The sequence below is a fragment of the Cupriavidus sp. USMAHM13 genome (genome assembly GCF_001854285.1).
In the GTDB taxonomy this organism is placed as follows: domain Bacteria; phylum Pseudomonadota; class Gammaproteobacteria; order Burkholderiales; family Burkholderiaceae; genus Cupriavidus; species Cupriavidus malaysiensis.
In genome coordinates this window covers 1,121,493-1,138,142 of the sequence record NZ_CP017752.1, presented here as the reverse complement: position 1 = coordinate 1,138,142, position 16,650 = coordinate 1,121,493, and the positions used below count along the sequence as shown (strand labels likewise).

At 71.4% G+C, this 16,650-nt stretch carries 16 protein-coding genes; 3 read left to right on the top strand and 13 right to left on the bottom strand.

Annotated elements, in window-relative coordinates:
• Positions 1 to 35: 35 nt before the first annotated feature.
• A complete protein-coding gene (locus BKK81_RS23375; protein ID WP_071018107.1) occupies positions 36 to 968 on the bottom strand; it encodes a LysR substrate-binding domain-containing protein in 933 nt (310 codons plus the stop codon).
• Positions 969 to 1,072: 104 nt separating this feature from the next.
• Here BKK81_RS23375 and BKK81_RS23370 point away from each other — a divergent pair, with 104 nt between their 5' ends.
• Positions 1,073 to 2,365, top strand: coding sequence for an MFS transporter (locus BKK81_RS23370; RefSeq protein WP_071018105.1), 1,293 nt, complete (start codon positions 1,073 to 1,075; stop codon positions 2,363 to 2,365).
• Between the two features lie 38 nt (positions 2,366 to 2,403).
• On the opposite strand, the gene BKK81_RS23365 is transcribed toward BKK81_RS23370, so the two are convergent.
• Entirely contained in the window at positions 2,404 to 3,378 is a 975-nt protein-coding gene (locus BKK81_RS23365; RefSeq protein ID WP_071018103.1) for a tripartite tricarboxylate transporter substrate binding protein, read from the bottom strand.
• A 112-nt stretch (positions 3,379 to 3,490) separates the two neighbouring features.
• On the bottom strand, positions 3,491 to 4,540 hold the full coding sequence (locus BKK81_RS23360) for a LysR substrate-binding domain-containing protein (protein WP_071018102.1): 1,050 nt from the start codon (positions 4,538 to 4,540) through the stop codon (positions 3,491 to 3,493).
• Between the two features lie 252 nt (positions 4,541 to 4,792).
• Here BKK81_RS23360 and BKK81_RS23355 point away from each other — a divergent pair, with 252 nt between their 5' ends.
• Both BKK81_RS23355 and BKK81_RS23350 read left to right on the top strand, forming a co-directional pair.
• Positions 4,793 to 5,965: a CaiB/BaiF CoA transferase family protein gene (locus tag BKK81_RS23355; protein ID WP_071018100.1), complete on the top strand. Its 1,173-nt coding sequence runs from the start codon at positions 4,793 to 4,795 to the stop codon at positions 5,963 to 5,965.
• Positions 5,966 to 5,976: 11 nt separating this feature from the next.
• Positions 5,977 to 6,837 (top strand): HpcH/HpaI aldolase/citrate lyase family protein, encoded by an 861-nt coding sequence (locus BKK81_RS23350; protein ID WP_071018098.1) that lies wholly within the window; start codon positions 5,977 to 5,979, stop codon positions 6,835 to 6,837.
• 96 nt (positions 6,838 to 6,933) lie between these two features.
• Here BKK81_RS23350 and BKK81_RS23345 read toward each other — a convergent pair whose 3' ends face one another.
• The 10 genes from BKK81_RS23345 to BKK81_RS23300 all read right to left on the bottom strand — a co-directional run bounded on the left by BKK81_RS23345 (position 6,934) and on the right by BKK81_RS23300 (position 16,364).
• On the bottom strand, positions 6,934 to 7,875 hold the full coding sequence (locus BKK81_RS23345; RefSeq protein ID WP_071018096.1) for a hypothetical protein: 942 nt from the start codon (positions 7,873 to 7,875) through the stop codon (positions 6,934 to 6,936).
• Positions 7,876 to 8,207: 332 nt separating this feature from the next.
• Positions 8,208 to 9,533 carry an MFS transporter gene (locus BKK81_RS23340; protein ID WP_071018094.1) on the bottom strand — a complete coding sequence of 442 codons (1,326 nt, stop codon included), beginning with the start codon at positions 9,531 to 9,533 and terminating at the stop codon, positions 8,208 to 8,210.
• Positions 9,534 to 9,636: 103 nt separating this feature from the next.
• The gene (locus BKK81_RS23335) at positions 9,637 to 10,650 is read right to left on the bottom strand and encodes an amidohydrolase family protein (RefSeq protein WP_071018093.1); all 1,014 of its coding nucleotides are present in this window, start codon (positions 10,648 to 10,650) and stop codon (positions 9,637 to 9,639) included.
• Complete coding sequence (nbaC, locus tag BKK81_RS23330; protein ID WP_071018091.1) at positions 10,647 to 11,225, bottom strand: 3-hydroxyanthranilate 3,4-dioxygenase; 579 nt, start codon at positions 11,223 to 11,225, stop codon at positions 10,647 to 10,649. The genes BKK81_RS23335 and nbaC overlap by 4 nt, the downstream gene beginning before the upstream one ends.
• A 1-nt stretch (position 11,226) precedes the next feature.
• Positions 11,227 to 11,658 carry a RidA family protein gene (locus BKK81_RS23325; RefSeq protein ID WP_071018089.1) on the bottom strand — a complete coding sequence of 144 codons (432 nt, stop codon included), beginning with the start codon at positions 11,656 to 11,658 and terminating at the stop codon, positions 11,227 to 11,229.
• Between the two features lie 47 nt (positions 11,659 to 11,705).
• On the bottom strand, positions 11,706 to 12,494 hold the full coding sequence (locus tag BKK81_RS23320) for a 2-keto-4-pentenoate hydratase (protein ID WP_071018087.1): 789 nt from the start codon (positions 12,492 to 12,494) through the stop codon (positions 11,706 to 11,708).
• A gap of 46 nt (positions 12,495 to 12,540) precedes the next feature.
• Positions 12,541 to 13,350 (bottom strand): 2-keto-4-pentenoate hydratase, encoded by an 810-nt coding sequence (locus tag BKK81_RS23315; protein ID WP_071022127.1) that lies wholly within the window; start codon positions 13,348 to 13,350, stop codon positions 12,541 to 12,543.
• Between the two features lie 14 nt (positions 13,351 to 13,364).
• Positions 13,365 to 13,763 (bottom strand): RidA family protein, encoded by a 399-nt coding sequence (locus tag BKK81_RS23310; RefSeq protein WP_071018085.1) that lies wholly within the window; start codon positions 13,761 to 13,763, stop codon positions 13,365 to 13,367.
• Positions 13,764 to 13,769: 6 nt separating this feature from the next.
• The gene (locus BKK81_RS23305) at positions 13,770 to 15,251 is read right to left on the bottom strand and encodes a 2-hydroxymuconic semialdehyde dehydrogenase (protein ID WP_231908203.1); all 1,482 of its coding nucleotides are present in this window, start codon (positions 15,249 to 15,251) and stop codon (positions 13,770 to 13,772) included.
• Positions 15,252 to 15,434: 183 nt separating this feature from the next.
• A complete protein-coding gene (locus BKK81_RS23300) occupies positions 15,435 to 16,364 on the bottom strand; it encodes a LysR substrate-binding domain-containing protein (protein ID WP_071018083.1) in 930 nt (309 codons plus the stop codon).
• Positions 16,365 to 16,650: the final 286 nt, after the last annotated feature.

Sequence of the window (16,650 nt, the reverse complement as noted above, 5' to 3'; positions counted from 1 at the left end):
CGGCAGCGACACCATCGGCGCACCCCTGGCCGCGCCTACGCCGCCAGCGCCATGGCACCTCCCCTGCGCTGCGCCGCCAGCGCCTCGAGCGCCTCCAGCACGATGCCCGCGAGCCGCTCCGCGGCCGGCGGCAGTACCGGCCCGGCCCGCAGCAGCTTGAGCGGCAGCGAAGGCAGCGGGGGCAGGCCCAGGGCGGCGGCATCGAGCGCGCAGACACTGGCCGGCAAGCCGTAGCGGGTGCGCACGGTGACGCCGAGGCCGGCGGCGGCGGCGGCCCACAGGCCCGCCAGGCTGGGGCTGGTGAAGACCACGCGCCACGCAATGCCGGCCTGGTCCAGCGCCGCGGTCGCGGCGGCGTGGAACTGGCAGGGCCGGTCGAAGGCCAGCAGCGGCAGCGGCTCGCCACCGCCGGGCTGCCACGCCGGCGCGTGGGCACCGATCCAGCACATCGGCGCCTCGTCGATGCGCTCGACGCCGCCCACGCCCTGCAGGCGGTAGCCGAAGGCGGCGGCATCGTCCCAGATCAAGGCCAGGTCCAGGCGACCGGTGGCGATGCGCTCCAGCAGGTCGGCGTTGCGCGCCACCGCGGCCTCCACGCGCACACGCGGATGGGCCCGCGCGAAACGGCCCAGCACCTCGGGCAGCACGGCTTCGCCGAACTCCTCCTGCAAACCCAGGCGCACACCGCCGTCCAGCCCGGTGCCGCGCACCGCGACCGCGGCTTCGTCGTTCAGCTCCAGCAGGCGCCGCGCATAGGCCAGCATCACCTCGCCGGCGTCGGTCAGCGCCAGGCCGCGGCCCTCCTTGCGGAACAGCGCGATGCCGGCCTGCTCCTCCAGCTTCTTGATCTGCGCGCTCACCGCCGAGCTGGAGCGTCCGACGCGATCCGCCGCGCGCGCGAAGCTGCCCAGTTCCATGCCGGTCACGAGGCTGCGCAGAGCGGCCAGATCGAAGTGGATCTGTGACATATCAATGATCCTGTTTTATCGAATCATTGATTCGATATTTTCCGATTTTCAGGATGAATTCTAAGCGCCAGACTGCACAGGTCAACCCTGATCCGGTACCTGCCATGCCTGCTTCCTGCGATTCGCCCCTGTCCCGCCCGTCCGACGCCGCCTCCGCACGCCCCGCCCCCGCGCACGGCCCTGCCCACCGCTGGAAAGTGCTCGGCGTCGGCGTCGCCGCCAACGCTGCCTTCTCCGCCGCGGCCGCCGGCATTCCCACCACCGCGGTCTGGCTGCGCGCCGGCTACCGGCTCGACAACGCCCAGCTCGGCCTGGCGCTGGGCGCGCTCGGCCTGGGCGTGGCCCTGTCGGAACTGCCCTGGGGCCTCGCCGCCGACCGCTTCGGCGACCGCCCGGTGCTGCTCGCAGGGCTTGCCGCCACCGCCGCCACCCTGCTGGCCACGGCCGCATGGCTGGCGCCGTCGGCCGGCTTCGTGCCGCCGCTGGCCGCGCTGATGGCGGCGCTCTGCCTGGCCGGCCTGCTCGGCGGCAGCGTCAATGGCGCCAGCGGACGCGCGGTGATGCGCTGGTTCCGCGAGGGCGAGCGCGGCTTCGCCATGAGCGTGCGCCAGACCGCGGTGCCGCTGGGGGGCGGCCTGGGCGCGCTGGCGCTGCCCTGGCTGGCTTCGTCGGCAGGCTTTGCCTGGGTCTTCGGCGCGCTGGGGCTGGCCTGCGCGCTGGCCGCGTGGCTGACCTGGGCCTGGCTGCATGAGCCGCCGCAGGCACTGTCCGCTACGGTCCCTGCCGCGGCGGCGCCACGGCCGGCGGCCGAGCCCGCGGGCACGCGCGGCCCGCTGCGCGATGTGGCGGTGTGGCGCCTGGTCGGGGGCATCGGCATCCTGTGCGTGCCGCAGTTCGCCGTGCTGACCTTTGCCACCGTCTACCTGCACGATTTCGCCCGCATGGGCCTGGCCGGCATGTCGGCCACCATGGTGGCGGTGCAGGCTGGCGCGATGGCGATGCGGGTCTGGAGCGGCCGCCTGACCGACCGCCGCGGCAACCGGCGCGGCTACCTGCGTGCCAGCACCTGGGCGGCGGCGGGCACCTTCCTGCTGCTGGCGCTGGCCAGCGCCGGCGCCCCGGCGGCGGTGCCTCTGCTGGCGCTGCTGCTGGTGACGGCCGGCATCAGCGTGTCGGCCTGGCACGGCGTGGCCTACACCGAACTCGCCACGCTGGCGGGCGCGGAACGCGCCGGCACCGCGCTCGGCATGGCCAACACCATCGTCTACCTCGGCTTCTTCCTGACCCCGCTGCTGATCCCGGCGCTGCTGGCCGCCAGCGCCTGGCCCTGGGTATGGGCGGTGGCGGGCATGGCGGCGCTGGCCGCGCTGCCGCTGTTCGCGCCGGCGCGCGGCTGAGCGGCTGAGCGGCCGGCGCTGCGCCGGCCGGGCCCGCCTCAGTCGACCTGGGCGCCCGAGCTCTTGACGATCTTCGCCCACTTGTCCATGTCGGACTTCAGCAGGGCGGAGAACTGCTGCGGGGTGCCGTCCAGCACTTCGGCGCCCTGCGCGGCCAGCTTGTCGCGCAGGGCTTTGTCGGCCAGCGCGGCGTGCAGCGTCTGCGCGAGCTTCTGCGAGACTTCGCGCGGCGTGCCTTTGACCGCGAACAGGCCCACCCACAGGTCGCCGCTGTAGCCCGGCACGGTCTCGCCGATGGCCGGGATGTCCGGCGCGAACGGCGAGCGCCTGGCCGAACTGACGCCCAGCGCGCGCACCTTGCCCGCCTTGATGTGCGACAGCACCGAGGGCAGGCTGGCGAAGGCCATCGGCACCTGGTTGCCCAGCACGTCGTTGAGCGCCGGCGCCACGCCCTTGTAGGGCACGTGCTCCAGCTTGATGCCCGCCATGCTGTTGAGCATTTCCCCCAGCAGATGGTTGAGCGTGCCGTTGCCCGCCGAGGCGAAGCGGTAGTAGTCGGGGCGGGCCTTGGCCATGCTGATCAGCTCGGCCATGCTGCGCGCCGGGAAGGCGGGATTGACCACCAGCACGTTCGGCACGCTGGCGACCGGCGCGATCGGCTCGAAGTCCTTGACCGGATCGAAGGGCACCTGGCGGTACAGCGAGGGATTGATGGCCTGCGTGCTGCTGATGGTCATCAGCAGCGTATAGCCGTCCGGCGTGGCGCGCGCGGCGTACTGCGTGCCGATGTTGCCGCCGGCGCCCGGCCGGTTCTCCACCACCACCTGCTGGCCGAGCCGCTGCGACAGGTCGGCGGCCACCAGGCGCGCGACGATGTCGTTGGTGCCGCCGGGCGCCTGTGGCACCACCATCTGGATGGGCTTGGCGGGATAGGGCTCGGCGTGGGCCGGGGCGGCGGCGCACAGCGCCAGGCTGGCGGCCAGGCCGGCCAGCGCGCGGGGGTTGCGTAGCATTGCGTCTCCTCTGGTTGACGGCCGGCGGCATCGGGCCGCGGCCGCATCGGAGCGCACTCTACCCGCGAAGCCCGCGGGCGGGAAATTCAATCGGCGACTACGCGCATAAGTTTTACTTATCCGCCTGCGCAGCGGTCGCCGGCGCTGCCTCGGCCGGTGCCGGCGGCCGCTTCAGCGAGCCGCCCTCGGCGATACGCGCCGCCACCAGCTCGCGCAGGATCTCCGCCACCGCCTCGGCCGCATGGGTACGCGGCAGCGCGCGCGGCCAGCACAGCGACAAGGTGCGGCGCAGCTCCGGCACGATCAGCCGGCGCGGCACCGCCGGCGCCGCGTCCGCGACCGAGGAGGCCGGCAGGATGGTGCAGGCCAGCCCCTCGCGTGCCGAGGCCAGCAGGAAGGGCAGCGAATCGAGGTCGGCCACCACCTCGAGGCGGATGCCCGCACGCGCGAAGCTGCGCTCCACCACGTCGCGCAGGCCCTGCGCGCCGCTGGGCAGCACTAGCGGAACGCCATCGAGCTGGCGCAGCGCCACCGTCCCCTCGCCGGCCGCATCGAGCCCATCGTCTGCATCGTGCGCAGCGCCGGCACCACCCGCCCCGTGCAGGCTCCCGCGCCGGGCCCGGCGCGGCGGACGCAGGCTGCCCGCCGGCGGGGTGCCGATCAGGTAGAGCGATTCGGTGGCGAGCGGCTCCGGCTCCACCGCGCGCGAGGGCGTGTCGCGGAACAGGATGGCGAAATCCAGGCGGCCGTTGTTGAGCAGCTCCGAGATATATCCGCTCATGCTCTCGAACAGCTGCAGGCGCACGCGCGGATAGCGCTCGCGCACGGCCCGCATCAAGGGCATGCCGAAGGCGGCCGCGGCCGTGGTCGGCAGGCCGATCGCCACCGCGCCGGTGACATCGGCGCCGGCCACGCGCACCTCCGCGCCCGCGGCCTCGACCTGCTTGATGATGGCGCGTGCATGCCGGTACAGCGTGCGGCCCGCTTCGGTCGGCCGCACGCCCTTGGCGCTGCGGTGCAGCAAGGCGACGCCGAACTCGGCCTCGAGCGCCGCCAGCTGCTGGCTGAGCGCCGGCTGTGCCACGCACACCACCTCCGCCGCCCGCGTCAGGCTGCCTTGGTCCACGATGGCCACGAAATAGCGCATGGCACGGATATCCATCGAATTCGGCTCCTGTGCGGTGAGATCGATGCGGGCCGCCACCGCGCGGGGCGGCGGGCAATGTATTGATTCTACTTATGGACGCCTGCATTTTCGCTATTTCCGCCGGCGGGCGAAAGCGGCTAGATTCTCGCCATCGACCACTAGCCCACTGAATCCCTGAGATCGGCCGGTGCCTGCCATGGCAGGCCTTTCCCCTCCCATTTCCATGATCCAGTGGACCAGCGCCCCGGACTCCATCCCAGCCCCGACATGTCCCGTCCCCTGCAAGGCATCACCGTCGTCTCCCTCGAGCAAGCCATCGCGGCTCCCTTCTGCACCCGGCAACTGGCCGACCTCGGTGCGCGCGTGATCAAGATCGAACGCCCCGGCGGCGGTGATTTCGCCCGCGCCTACGATACGCGGGTGCGGGGCCAGTCCTCGCACTTCGTCTGGACCAACCGTTCCAAGGAAAGCCTGACGCTCGACCTCAAGCACGAGGCGGCCGGCGCGCTGCTGCGCAAGCTGCTGGCCGGGGCCGACGTGCTGGTGCAGAACCTGGCCCCCGGCGCCGCCGCGCGGCTGGGCCTGGACTACGCCAGCCTGAGCGGCGACTTTCCCCGCCTGATCGTCTGCGACATCTCCGGCTACGGCGCCGACGGCCCCTATCGCGACAAGAAGGCCTACGACCTGCTGGTGCAGAGCGAGTCGGGCTTCGTCTCGGTCACCGGCACGCCGGAAGAAGGCGTCAAGGCCGGCGCCTCGGTGGCCGACATCGCCGCCGGGATGTATGCCTACAGCAATATCCTGGCCGCGCTGCTCGAACGCGGCCAGACCGGACGGGGCAAGCGCATCGACATTTCCATGCTGGAAGCAACGGTGGAATGGATGGGCTTCCCGCTCTACTATGCCTTCGACGGCGCCGCGCCGCCGCCCCGCGCCGGGGCCGCGCACGCCACCATCTATCCATACGGCCCCTTCCCCACCGGCGACGGCAAGACGGTGATGGTGGGCCTGCAGAACGAACGGGAATGGGCCGCGTTCTGCGCCACGGTGCTGCAGGATCCTGACCTGGCCAGCCATCCGGACTACGCCGACAACAGCCGGCGCAGCGCCAACCGCGACACGCTGCGCGCACGCATCGTCGCCGTGTTCTCCGCGCTCGATGCCGACCAGGTCATCGCCCGCCTGGAGGCGGCCCGCATCGCCAACGCCCGCGTCAACACCATGGCCGACGTCTGGGCCCACCCCCAGCTCGCCGCGCGCGGGCGCTGGCGCGAGGTCGAGACGCCGGCCGGCGCCGTGCCGGCACTGCTGCCGCCGGGAGCCACGGAGGCGCGCATGGATCCCGTGCCCGCCGTGGGCCAGCAGACCGACGCCATCCTCGCCGAACTGGGCTGCACGCCCGAGGACATCCACGCCCTGCATGCCGCGGGCGCGCTGTGAGGAGTGCCGCGATGTCCCGACCTGCCCTGCCGCTCAGCTACCTGTTCGTGCCGGCCGACCGCCCAGAGCGTATCGGCAAGGCGCTCGCCTGTGGCGCCCATGCCGTGATCGTCGACTTCGAGGATGCGGTCGCGCCGGCCGCCAAGGACGATGCCCGCACGGCCTTGTCCGCCGCCTGGCCGGCCCTGCGCACGCAGGCGGCCGCGGCGGGCGTGCCGCTGCTGGTGCGCGTCAACGGCGCCGACACGTGCTGGCACCGTTCCGACTTGGCGTGGTGCGCGCAGGGTGGCGCCGATGGCATCGTGCTGCCCAAGGCCGAGCCAGAGGCCGCGCGCGCCCTGCGCGCGGCGCTGCCTGACTGTGCCTGCCTGCCGCTGCTGGAAACGGCCGCCGGCTTCGCGCGCCTGCGCGAACTCGCCGCCCTGCCCGGCGTGGCGCGCCTGCTGTTCGGCAGCATCGACCTGATGCTGGACCTCGACATCGGCGATGCCGGCGCCCCGCTCGACTACTTCCGCAGCCGCCTGGTAGCGCATGCGCGCGCCGCCGGCCTGCCGGCGCCGGTGGATGGCGTCTGCACCGCGCTGGGCGACGCCGCCGCGCTGGCGGCCGAAACCACCCGCGCGCGCGCCTTCGGCTTCGGTGCCAAGCTGCTGATCCACCCGGCCCAGGTGGCGGGCGTGCATGCCGGCCTGGCACCGGATGCCGAGCAAGCCGCGTGGGCCCGCCGCGTGCTCGACGCGGCTGACCGGGCCGGCGGCGCGGCCATCGCCGTGGACGGAAAGATGGTCGACCGGCCCGTGCTGGAACGGGCCCGGCGCATCGTGTCGCGCCTGGCGCCGGCGCGACCGGGCGGGAACGGAGATCCGCGCTAGCACTTGCCGGCGCGTGGCCGGCCCTGGCGCGACGGCCTGTGAGGCGGCGCGCGGAGCGGCATGCAGGCCGACGTGCAGGCCGACTTGCAGGCCGGGCTACAGGCCGGCCGACTGGAACCGCCGCGGCGCCGAGCAGGCCCGATAGGCAATGTCGGCGATGTCGCCCAGGTCCTCGGCCGGCCGCCACTCGGACGGCTGGTCGCGCGACATCGCGGCGATCTCGCCGTACATGGCGTCCGGCGCGTCGCTGCGCTGGTAGCCCCGGTACTTGACCACGCGGTAGCGCGCGAAACCGCCGGCGCAGTCCAGTTCGATACGCGACAGCGAGCCATGCAGGCGCTCGCCATGGAAGCGGCTGGCATCGCCCTGGTAGACCACGGCGAGATCCAGCGTCGGACGGCCCTGGCCGTCCTGGCGGCGGAAGTAGTAGGACTTCGTGCCACCGGTGTGGGACATCTCCTTCAGCAGCAGCCACTCGCCATCGCCATCCCAGCGCTGCGCCGCGGCATCGCCTCGCCACAGGCCGAAGTGGCGGCCCACGCCGAGCGCGACCACCAGCACGACGGCCAGCGTCAGCAGCTTGCTGGCGCGCGAGCCCTGGTCCGGCGCCGGCAGCCGCGCCGCGGCCGCCACCGGAAGCGGGGCAGGCACCGGAGCGGGTACCGGTGCAGGCACGGCAGCGGCGATCGACATGCCGAACGGGGCAGGACCGGGAGCCGGAACAGGAAAGGGAACGGGGGCCATCGCCAGTCCGCCGCCGCGGACGTAGCCACGGCCATGGCCGCGGATCCAGCCCCAGAACGAGCCGCCGGCGAAGCCTAGCACCATGCAGGTACCGACCGTGATGCCGGTGGCAACCAGCGCGTCGACGCCCGACTGCTGGTACAGCGGCGTGGCGGGCGCGGAAACCAGCCCCGCCGTCACGCCGAATGTCATCCACGCCTGCGCCGTGCGCAGGACCGAGGCCTCGGTGCTGCGCGGATAAATCAGGTGCGAGACGAAATAGGCAACGATGGCATGCACGATGACGGGCAGCATGGACTGGATCTCCTTCTTCTCAGTCGAGCCTGGCGAAGACTCCGGAAGCGCACTGCTGGATACCAGACCACCTTGTCGTGCGCATCAAGGCACCGGGAATCCGGTTGCGGGTCATAACGTGATCTTATAAGCGCAACAAAGTGCGGTTTCAACCGCCAACTCGGGGGGGATGCCCGAGCCGCAACAAGTGCTCGATGAGATGCTTGGCGCCGGTTCGCTCCCCTCTCCGGTCTGAACACGCATGCGGGGAGAGGGAGCCACGACACCATGCTTGGCCAACGGCGTCGGCGTCGCTGCCGGCTCCGTCCAGCGCGTCTGCGTCCATCCGTTGGCTAGGCCGTGCGTTGCCGCACCAGATCGGAGCGGCCGTGGTTCACCAGCGCGATCGAGGCCGCGGCGATCACCGCCGGCACGGCGATGACAAGGAAGTTGTGGGCCAGCGGCAGGGACAGTCCGATGATGGCGCCGATCAGGATCGGCGCCAGGATCGCCCCGGCTCGCCCCACGCCCAGCATCAGGCCCAGCCCGGTGCCGCGGCAGGCCAGCGGATAGAACTGTCCGCAATAGGCACAGGACAGCGTCTGCGTGCCAATGGTGCAGGCGCCGGCCACGCCGACCAGCACGAACAGGACCCAGGTCGGCATGCCGTGGCCCAGCAGCGCGATCGACACCGCCGCCAGCAGGAACATCGGCACCAGCACGCCCTTGATGTGCAGGCGGTCGGCCAGCCAGCCGCCGCCGATGGCGCCGGCCGTGGCGCCGAGGTTCAGCACCAGCACGAAGGCCAGGGCCGATCCCAGGCTGTAGCCGGCCGAGGCCATCAGCTTGACCAGCCAGGCATTGAGCGCGTACACCATGAACAGGGACATGAAGCAGGTCACCCAGAACATCACGGTGCTGAAGCCTCGCCCCTCGGCGAACAGGGTGCGCAGCGGCGCCTCCTGCGGCTTGTCCTGGCTCGCCACCACGAAGACGTCGTCCGCCTGCGGCGCATACTGCGGCGCCAGGCGCGCGAGGATGGCCTGCAGTTCGCTGGTGCGGCCGCGCTTGTGCAGGAAGGCCATCGACTCGGGCATCTGCCGCCAGATCCATGGCAGCAGCACAGCCGGCGCCGCCGCCGCGAGGAACACGCCCTGCCAGCCGTAGGATTCGATCAGGCCGCGCCCCACCAGCGCCGCCACGATGCCACCCACCGAGTAGCCGGAGAACATCACCGTGATCAGCGTGCTGCGCATGCGCCGCGGCGCGTACTCGGACATCTGCGCGATCACGTTCGGCATGACCCCGCCCATGCCCAGCCCGGCGAGGAAGCGCATCACGCTGAAGGCCACCGGCTCGTGCATCATGCCGGCCGCCGCCGTGCACAGGCTGAACAGCGCGATGCACAGCACGATCACCGCGCGCCGCCCGATGCGGTCGGCGAGCGCGCCGAAGACGATATTGCCGAACATCATGCCGAACAGCGCCGAGCTGACCATGAAGCCGGCCTGGGTCGCGTCCACGCCCATCTCCTTCATGATCGCCGGCAGCGCGATGCCTGCCACGGCGAGGTCGTAGCCGTCGAAGACGATGGCCAGCGCGCACCAGACGAGCACGGTGGCGTGGAAGCGGTTGAAGCTGGCGTCGTCCGCCAGTCGGTTGGCATCGATCTGCCGCATGGTGGTCTCCTCCTTGCCGCGCGCGCCGGCCTCCGGCTCTGTGCGCCCGCCGCGGGTTCTGCTGCTTGATGGTAGATGGCAGGTGACTGGCCGCCGTCGGCCTTCACGCTGCCGGCGCGGCCGCATCCAGCCCGAAGAAGGCGCTTGCGTTGTCGCCCAGGATGCCGCGCCGCTGCGCGGCGTCCAGGCAGGGCGCGCGGCGCACCAGGGCACCGACCTCCTGCTCGCCGAGCGGGAAGGGATAGTCTGACCCCAGCATCACGCGCTCGGCCCCCATCACGTCGACCAGCAGGCGCAGCGCGCCTTCGTCGAACACGATGCTGTCCACGTGCAGGCGCCGCGCATACTCGGACGGCGGCCGCGGGCAGTCCTTGCGCACGATGTCGCGGTGCTTCCACGCGTTGTCGGCACGCCCGAGCTGGAAGGCGAAACTGCCGCCGCCATGGGCGAAGCAGATGCGCAGCGATGCGGGAATCCGTTCCAGCGCGCCCGACAGGATCAGCGACAGCATGCCGAGTTGCGTCTCCGCGGCCATCGCCACCAGCCAGGGCAGCATCCAGCGCTTCATGCGCTGCCCGCCGCCCATCATGTCCCAGGGGTGGACCAGCACCGGGATGCCGTGCTCGGCGCAGTAGACGAGAAAGTCGACCAGGTCCGGATGGTCGAGGTCCTTGTCTCCCACGTGATTGCCGATCTGCACGCCGACGCAACCCGCGGCGAGCGCGCGCGAGGCTTCCGCGCAGGCCAGCCGCGTATCCTGCAGCGGCACTTGCGCCAGCGCCTTGAGCCTGTGGGGATGGCGCGCGCAGAAGCCGATCGCCTTGTCGTTCATGCGCGCCGCCCAGTCGGCGGTGCGGGCGGCCTCCCAGGCATAGCCGAACATCACCGGCGTGGCGCACACCAGCTGCGTGTCGATGCCCTGCGCATCGAGCTCGGCGACACGGAAGTCGGCGTCCCACAGCGCCCGGTAGACCGGGCGGAAGGGCGCGTCCGCGATCATGATCTGGCCGGCCTCGCCACCGGCATCGACGGCCAGCCAGGGCGCGCGCTGCGCATCGACCGCGCTTGCCTCCGCGCGGCTGATGGGGGGCAGGAAATGGGAGTGGATGTCGATCATGGCAAGGCGGGAAAGTGCTCGGCCAGGGTACGGTGCCAGGCCTGGAAATCGCGCCCGGGATGGATCTCGCCGCAGCCGGGGCAGCGGCGCGCCTGCTCCGGGCTCGCGTAGAAGGATTCGTACAAGGGCGGCAGGTCGGCGACGATGCTGCGCAGCGTCACTTCATGCCGCTGCACCGCCGTGCCGCAGGCCGCGCAGCTCCACTGGAAGGCGTCGTTCTCGCCGGCCGGGCGCTGGCGCTCGACCACCAGGCAGCGGCTGCCCGCTTCCGGGCGCTGGGGCGAATGCAGGGTATGCGGCGGCAGCAGGAACATGTCGCCCTCGCGCAGGTCGACGCGCTCGTAGCGGCCGCGCTCCCACAGCAACAGGTAGGCATTGCCCTGGAACTGATAGAACAGTTCCTCCACCGGGTCATCGTGGAAGTCGCTGCGCTCGTTCGGCCCGCCGACCACGGTGACCATGAAGTCGCTGTCCTGCCAGATCTGCTGGTTGCCGACCGGCGGCTTGAGCTGTTGCGCGTGTTCGTCGAGCCAGCGCTGGAAGTTGAGCGGCCGGCCGTATTTCAAGGGAAACATGTCAGTCCTCCTGCGTGGCCAGCGGCTTGTAGGCGGTGGCCTTGATCTCAATCAGCAGGTGCGGGTGCGGCAGCTGGTGCACCGCCACGGTGGTGCGGGTGGGGCCGTCGTAGTCGAAGTACTCGGCCCAGACCTCGTTGAAGCCGCCGAAGTCGTTCATGCTGACGAGAAAGACCTGGGTTTCGACCAGGTCCGACAGGCCCGCGCCCGCGCTGGCCAGGATGTCGCGGATATTGTCGAGCACGGCGCGTGTCTGTGCGCGGATATCGAGCGTGGTGACGCCCATCTCGTCGGCCTGCGCGCCGGCGAAGCTGTGGTCCGGGCGGCGTGAACTGGTGCCCGAGACGAAGAGGAAGTCGCCGGCCCGCTTGCAGTGCGGGAAGCGGCCGCGCGGCCGCGCCTTGCCGGCGACCAGGTGCGCTTCTGAGGTCATGGCTGGAGTCTCCTGTTGTCGTGGATGCCTGTACGGCCGCGCCGCGCTCAATGCCCGCCCGGCTGCGTGGTGAAGGCCACGCAGCCCAGCGCGCTGTCGCCGCAGCCGATGCTGCAGCTCACGTGCAGACCCGGCCGTAACGCCTCGGCCGCGGTGGCGGCGCCGGCCATGATCAGCGAGCCGGCAGGAAGGCTGGCCTGCGCCGCGTGCAGCAGGCGCGCGGCCTGCACCACCGAGCGCAGCGGGTGGCCGAGGATGGCGCCGGTCGAGCCGACCTGCACGTCGCGGCCGTCGAACTGCATGCGCACGCCCTGGTTGCCGAGGCCGTCGAAGCGGCGCGACCAGGCGCCCACCACCAGGCCGGCGGAGGAGCAGTTGTCCGCCACCACGTCCTCGAGACTGAAGCGGAAATCGCGGTAGCGCGAGTCGATGATCTCCATCGCCGGCGCCACCGCCTCGAGATAGTCGGCGGCTTCCAGCGCGGTCAGCGGCGCGTCGATGGTGCGGCGCGTGACAAAGCAGACTTCAGGCTCGACGCGCGGGTGGATGTAGCGCCCGAGATCGACCGGACCGCCATCCTCTTCGATCATGGCGTCGGTCAGGTAGCCCCAGATCAGGCTGTCCACGCCCATCTGCACCATCTTCGCGCGGCTGGTGAAGCCGAGCTTGATGCCCTTGAGGCGCTCGCCCCGTTCGAAGCGGCGGGCGATCGAGGCGTGCTGGATGGCGTAGGCCGCGGGCAGGTCGAAGCTGCCCGGCGCGAACTGGGGAATGGCTTGCGCCTGGCTGGCGGCCGCATCGAGTGCGAGCGCGGCGTCGGCGAGGATCTGGCTCATGTCGGTTCCTGTGCAGGGGTTTCGTGGTGCGGCGGATCGCGCGGCTTCAGTCGCGCCCGCCGAAGACGGCCCGCACCGAGCCCAGCCCTTCGATGCGCGCCTGGAACACATCGCCGGGCGCGGCCGCCACCATCGGCCCCAGCGCCCCCGTCAGCAGCACGTCGCCGGCGCGCAGCGGCGCGCCCAGCCGGGCCATGGTGTCGGCCAGCCATACCGCCGCGTTGAGCGGATTGCCCAGGCAGGCCGCGCCCACGCCGCTCGAGACCGGCTCACCGCGGCGCTCCATCACCATGCCGCAGTCGACCAGGTCGAGCCGGTCCAGCGTGACCGGCCGCGTGCCCAGCACGAACAGGCCGGACGAGGCGTTGTCGGCCACGGTGTCGGCCAGCCGGATGTCCCAGTCGGCGATGCGGCTGCCCACCACTTCCAGCGCAGGCAGCGCGTAGGCCGTGGCGGAAATCACGTCGGCCACCGTATGCGACAGGTGCGGCAGGTCGCGCTGCAGCACCAGCGCGATCTCGGCCTCGACCCTGGGCTGCAGGGTGCGCGACCAGGCGATCTCCTCGCCGTCGCCGGCCGCCATGGTGGCGAACAGCGCGCCGAAGTCGGGCGCGTCGACGCCGAGCTGGCGCTGCACGGCCTTCGACGTCAGGCCGATCTTGCGGCCGACCAGGCGCTCGCCACCGGCCAGGCGGCGCTCGCTCAGCACTTGCTGCACCTGGTAGGCCATCGTCAGCACGTCGCCGCCAGGTCCGGCCGCGGCGGCCAGTTCTTCGCGCACGGGCGGGGTGGGCTGGCGCAGTTCGGCTGCGCGCCAAAGACGCTGCGCCACCTGCTGGACGACTTCATCGATCATGGCTTCCCTCGGCATCATGGGCGCTCCGCTGTGGAGCAGGCAAAGGTGAACTCGATCTCCACCGCGGCGCCCAGCGGCAGCGCGGCGACACCGAGCGTGGTACGGGCCGGCAGCGGCCGGCCGGCGAAGACCGACTCCCAGGCGTGGTTGAATTCGGCGAAGGTGGAGAAATCGCTGAGGTAGGCGCGCGCCAGGCACAGGGCATCGAGATCGAGGCCATAGTCCGGCAGCGCCAGTTGCAGGTTGTCGAAGATGCGCCGGGTCTGCGCGGCCACGCCGCCGTCGACCAGGCAGCCGCTGTCGGGGTCCAGCGCCACCATGCCGGCCACGTAGGCGGTGGCGCCGTGGCGCACGCACGGCGAATAGGCGAACTTCGGCGCGGCCACGCGCGTCGAGAGGATTCTCTGCAGCATGGCGCCTCAGATCTTGATGCTGACGTTGGTGGTCTCGGAGTAGAAGTCCAGCGAGTAGCGGCCTCCCTCGCGCCCCATGCCCGACAGCTTGCTGCCACCGAACGGTGTGCGCAGGTCGCGCGAGAACCAGGTATTGACCCAGGCGATGCCCACGTGCAGGCGCGCCGTCACGCGGTGCGCGCGCGACAGGTTGGTGGTCCACACGCTGCTCGCCAGGCCATAGGCGCTGTCGTTGGCGCGGCGGATCGCCTCGTCCTCGCTGTCGAACGGCGCCAGGTGGCAGACCGGGCCGAACACTTCCTCGCGCATGCAGCGCGCGTCGTCCGCCAGGCCGGTCCAGATGGTCGGCAGCACGAAGGCGCCGTCGTCGCGCGCGTCGCCGAACTGCGGCACACGGCCGCCGGCGACGACGGTGGCGCCCTCCTGCACGGCGAGGTCGAAATAGGACAGCACCTTGTCGCGGTGGCCGTGCGAGATCAAGGAGCCCATGAAGACCCCGGGCTGGTCGGGCCAGCCCACCTGCAGCGCCTCGGTGCGCGCCTTGAGCGCGGCGACGAAGCGCTCGAAGAGGGGACGCTCGACGTAGACGCGCTCCGTGCACAGGCACACCTGGCCGGCGTTGGTGAAGCTGGAGCGCACGATGCCCTCCACGGCGGCATCGAAGTCGGCGTCGGCGAACACGATGGCGGCATTCTTGCCACCCAGCTCGAACGACACCTCCTTCACGCCGTCGGCGACCGCCTTCATGATGTCGGCACCGGTGCGCGACTCGCCGGTGAACGTCACCGCGTCGACACCCCCATGCGTGGTCAGCGCCTCGCCGGCCGAGCCGGGGCCGAAGCCATGGACCACGTTGAACACGCCGGCCGGCGCGCCGGCCTCGTGGAACGCCTCGGCCACCAGCGTGGCGGTCGACGGCGTCTCCTCGGACGGCTTGCAGACGATGGCATTGCCGCAGATCAGCGCCGGCGCCGCCTTCCAGGTCAGCGACAGGATCGGCAGGTTCCACGGCGAGATGCTGGCGACCACGCCGAGCGGCTTGCGCTTGGTGTAGTTGATCAGTTCGGTGCCGTCGCCCAGCCGGGTCTCGAAGAAGTCGGTATGGGCCAGCTTGCCGAGGTCGGCGAAGGTGCGGAAGTTGTGGATGCCGCGGTAGATGTCGAGCTGGCGTGCCTGGCCGAGCGGGCGGCCGGTATCGGCCACCTCGGCGGCAAGGAAGTCCTCGAAGCGGCGCTCGATGATGTCGGCCACGCGATGCAGCAGGCGCGCGCGCTCCTCGACATGGGAGCGGCCCCAGGGCCCTGCCATGGCCGCGCGCGCGCTGCGCACGGCGCGGTCGACCAGCGCGGCGTCGGCTTCGTGCACCTGGGCCAGCTCATGGCCATCCACCGGGCACAGGTTGCTGAAGGTCCGCCCGGTTTCGACGAACTCGCCGCCCACATAGTTGCGCGTCGGCCGCAGCGACGCCGGTAGATTGAATCGCGACAAGATGGTCTCCTCCGATGGCGCCGTCCACGATGGCCGCGCCGGCCTCGCGCGGCCGGGGGCTCCGGCTGACGGGCACGGAAGGATTCTAGGGAGCGGGCCGCGCGCCGGATAATGAAATCCTCGCGCGTTCGTATAAGGAGCAGGAATACCAGCGCTGCGGCGCGCCGGCACGACCCGGCCCGGCTACGGCTCGGCGGCCTCGCGCAGCGCCTGCAGCAGGCGCTCGGCCGCCGGCGACGGCTCGCGCCCCTTGCACAGGGTATAGCCGATGGTGCCGAAGACGCTGCCATGGCCCAGCGGCAGCACGCTCAGCAAGCCACCCTGGACGAACTGCCGGGCCACCGAGAACGGCATCACCCCGATCATCTCGGACTGGATCAGCAGACCGAGATTGGTCAGGATCGAAACCGACTCGATCACCCGCACCGGCCGCTTCATGCCCAACGCCTCGAAGAAGCGCAATGCCGCCGGCATCGCGTCGGACTCCGGTGTCGGCAGGATCCAGTCGTAGTGCTCGAGCTGCGCCAGCGCCGGCGCCACCTCGCTGGCGAGCGGATGGTGGCGCCCCACCACCGCACACAGCTTCTCCTCGAAGAGCGGCACGTGCTCCAGCGCCGGATCGCCCGGCTGCGCCGGCAGCAGGCCCACCATCACGTCCAGCTCGCCGCGCACCAGCGCCTCGAACATCGCCTCGTTGCCGCCCACGCGCACCTCCACCACCACATCCGGCGCCAGCGCGCGCAGCCGCACCAGCGCCTTGGGCAGCAGGCGCGCCGAGGCCACCAGCAGCGAACCGACGATGACCTGCCCCGATACCCCGGCCTTCCAGGCATTGAGGTCGTCGGCCAGCAGGCGCACCCCCGCCAGCAGCGAACGGCAGTGCCCGTGCATCATGCGGCCGAAATCGGTCAGCTCCACGCCGCGCCGGGTGCGCACGAACAGCGCCTGCTCCATGTGTTCCTCCAGTTCCTGCACCGCCTTGGTCAGCGCCGGCTGGGTCATATGCAGCTCGCGCGACGCCGCCAGCAGCGAGCCGGTGGCGACCACGGTGTCGAAGATGGCGAGTTGCTGCAGGCGCAGGCGGCGGGCCAGCGAGAGTTTGGAGAAGGACATGGGAGCTCGCAGGGATCGGGCGCGGCACGGCTTCAGCGGCCGCCGGCGCCGCAGATATTACCGCAAGGCACGCCGGCGGCCTGCCCGCCGTGCCCGCCGATCCTGGCAACGGCCATGCGCCACCCTCCGCTTCCGGCGGGTATCAAGCACACGCCCGCAGATGCGGTAATGGCTTGTTTTCATTGGATTTCCGCGGCTCCTGCCGCAGCCTGCACGGTGCCACGGCACAAGTTTCCCTTGACCATTGCGATTCCCCGGCTATGATTGCAAACGTTTGCAGCAAACG

What these genes read in the sequence shown, in the direction of transcription:
- BKK81_RS23375 (WP_071018107.1), bottom strand. Translation starts at nt 968, where the DNA reads ATGTCACAGATCCACTTCGATCTGGCCGCTCTGCGCAGCCTCGTGACC.
- BKK81_RS23370 (WP_071018105.1), top strand. Translation starts at nt 1,073, where the DNA reads ATGCCTGCTTCCTGCGATTCGCCCCTGTCCCGCCCGTCCGACGCCGCC.
- BKK81_RS23365 (WP_071018103.1), bottom strand. Translation starts at nt 3,378, where the DNA reads ATGCTACGCAACCCCCGCGCGCTGGCCGGCCTGGCCGCCAGCCTGGCG.
- BKK81_RS23360 (WP_071018102.1), bottom strand. Translation starts at nt 4,540, where the DNA reads ATGGATATCCGTGCCATGCGCTATTTCGTGGCCATCGTGGACCAAGGC.
- BKK81_RS23355 (WP_071018100.1), top strand. Translation starts at nt 4,793, where the DNA reads ATGTCCCGTCCCCTGCAAGGCATCACCGTCGTCTCCCTCGAGCAAGCC.
- BKK81_RS23350 (WP_071018098.1), top strand. Translation starts at nt 5,977, where the DNA reads ATGTCCCGACCTGCCCTGCCGCTCAGCTACCTGTTCGTGCCGGCCGAC.
- BKK81_RS23345 (WP_071018096.1), bottom strand. Translation starts at nt 7,875, where the DNA reads ATGCTGCCCGTCATCGTGCATGCCATCGTTGCCTATTTCGTCTCGCAC.
- BKK81_RS23340 (WP_071018094.1), bottom strand. Translation starts at nt 9,533, where the DNA reads ATGCGGCAGATCGATGCCAACCGACTGGCGGACGACGCCAGCTTCAAC.
- BKK81_RS23335 (WP_071018093.1), bottom strand. Translation starts at nt 10,650, where the DNA reads ATGATCGACATCCACTCCCATTTCCTGCCCCCCATCAGCCGCGCGGAG.
- nbaC (WP_071018091.1), bottom strand. Translation starts at nt 11,225, where the DNA reads ATGTTTCCCTTGAAATACGGCCGGCCGCTCAACTTCCAGCGCTGGCTC.
- BKK81_RS23325 (WP_071018089.1), bottom strand. Translation starts at nt 11,658, where the DNA reads ATGACCTCAGAAGCGCACCTGGTCGCCGGCAAGGCGCGGCCGCGCGGC.
- BKK81_RS23320 (WP_071018087.1), bottom strand. Translation starts at nt 12,494, where the DNA reads ATGAGCCAGATCCTCGCCGACGCCGCGCTCGCACTCGATGCGGCCGCC.
- BKK81_RS23315 (WP_071022127.1), bottom strand. Translation starts at nt 13,350, where the DNA reads ATGATCGATGAAGTCGTCCAGCAGGTGGCGCAGCGTCTTTGGCGCGCA.
- BKK81_RS23310 (WP_071018085.1), bottom strand. Translation starts at nt 13,763, where the DNA reads ATGCTGCAGAGAATCCTCTCGACGCGCGTGGCCGCGCCGAAGTTCGCC.
- BKK81_RS23300 (WP_071018083.1), bottom strand. Translation starts at nt 16,364, where the DNA reads ATGTCCTTCTCCAAACTCTCGCTGGCCCGCCGCCTGCGCCTGCAGCAA.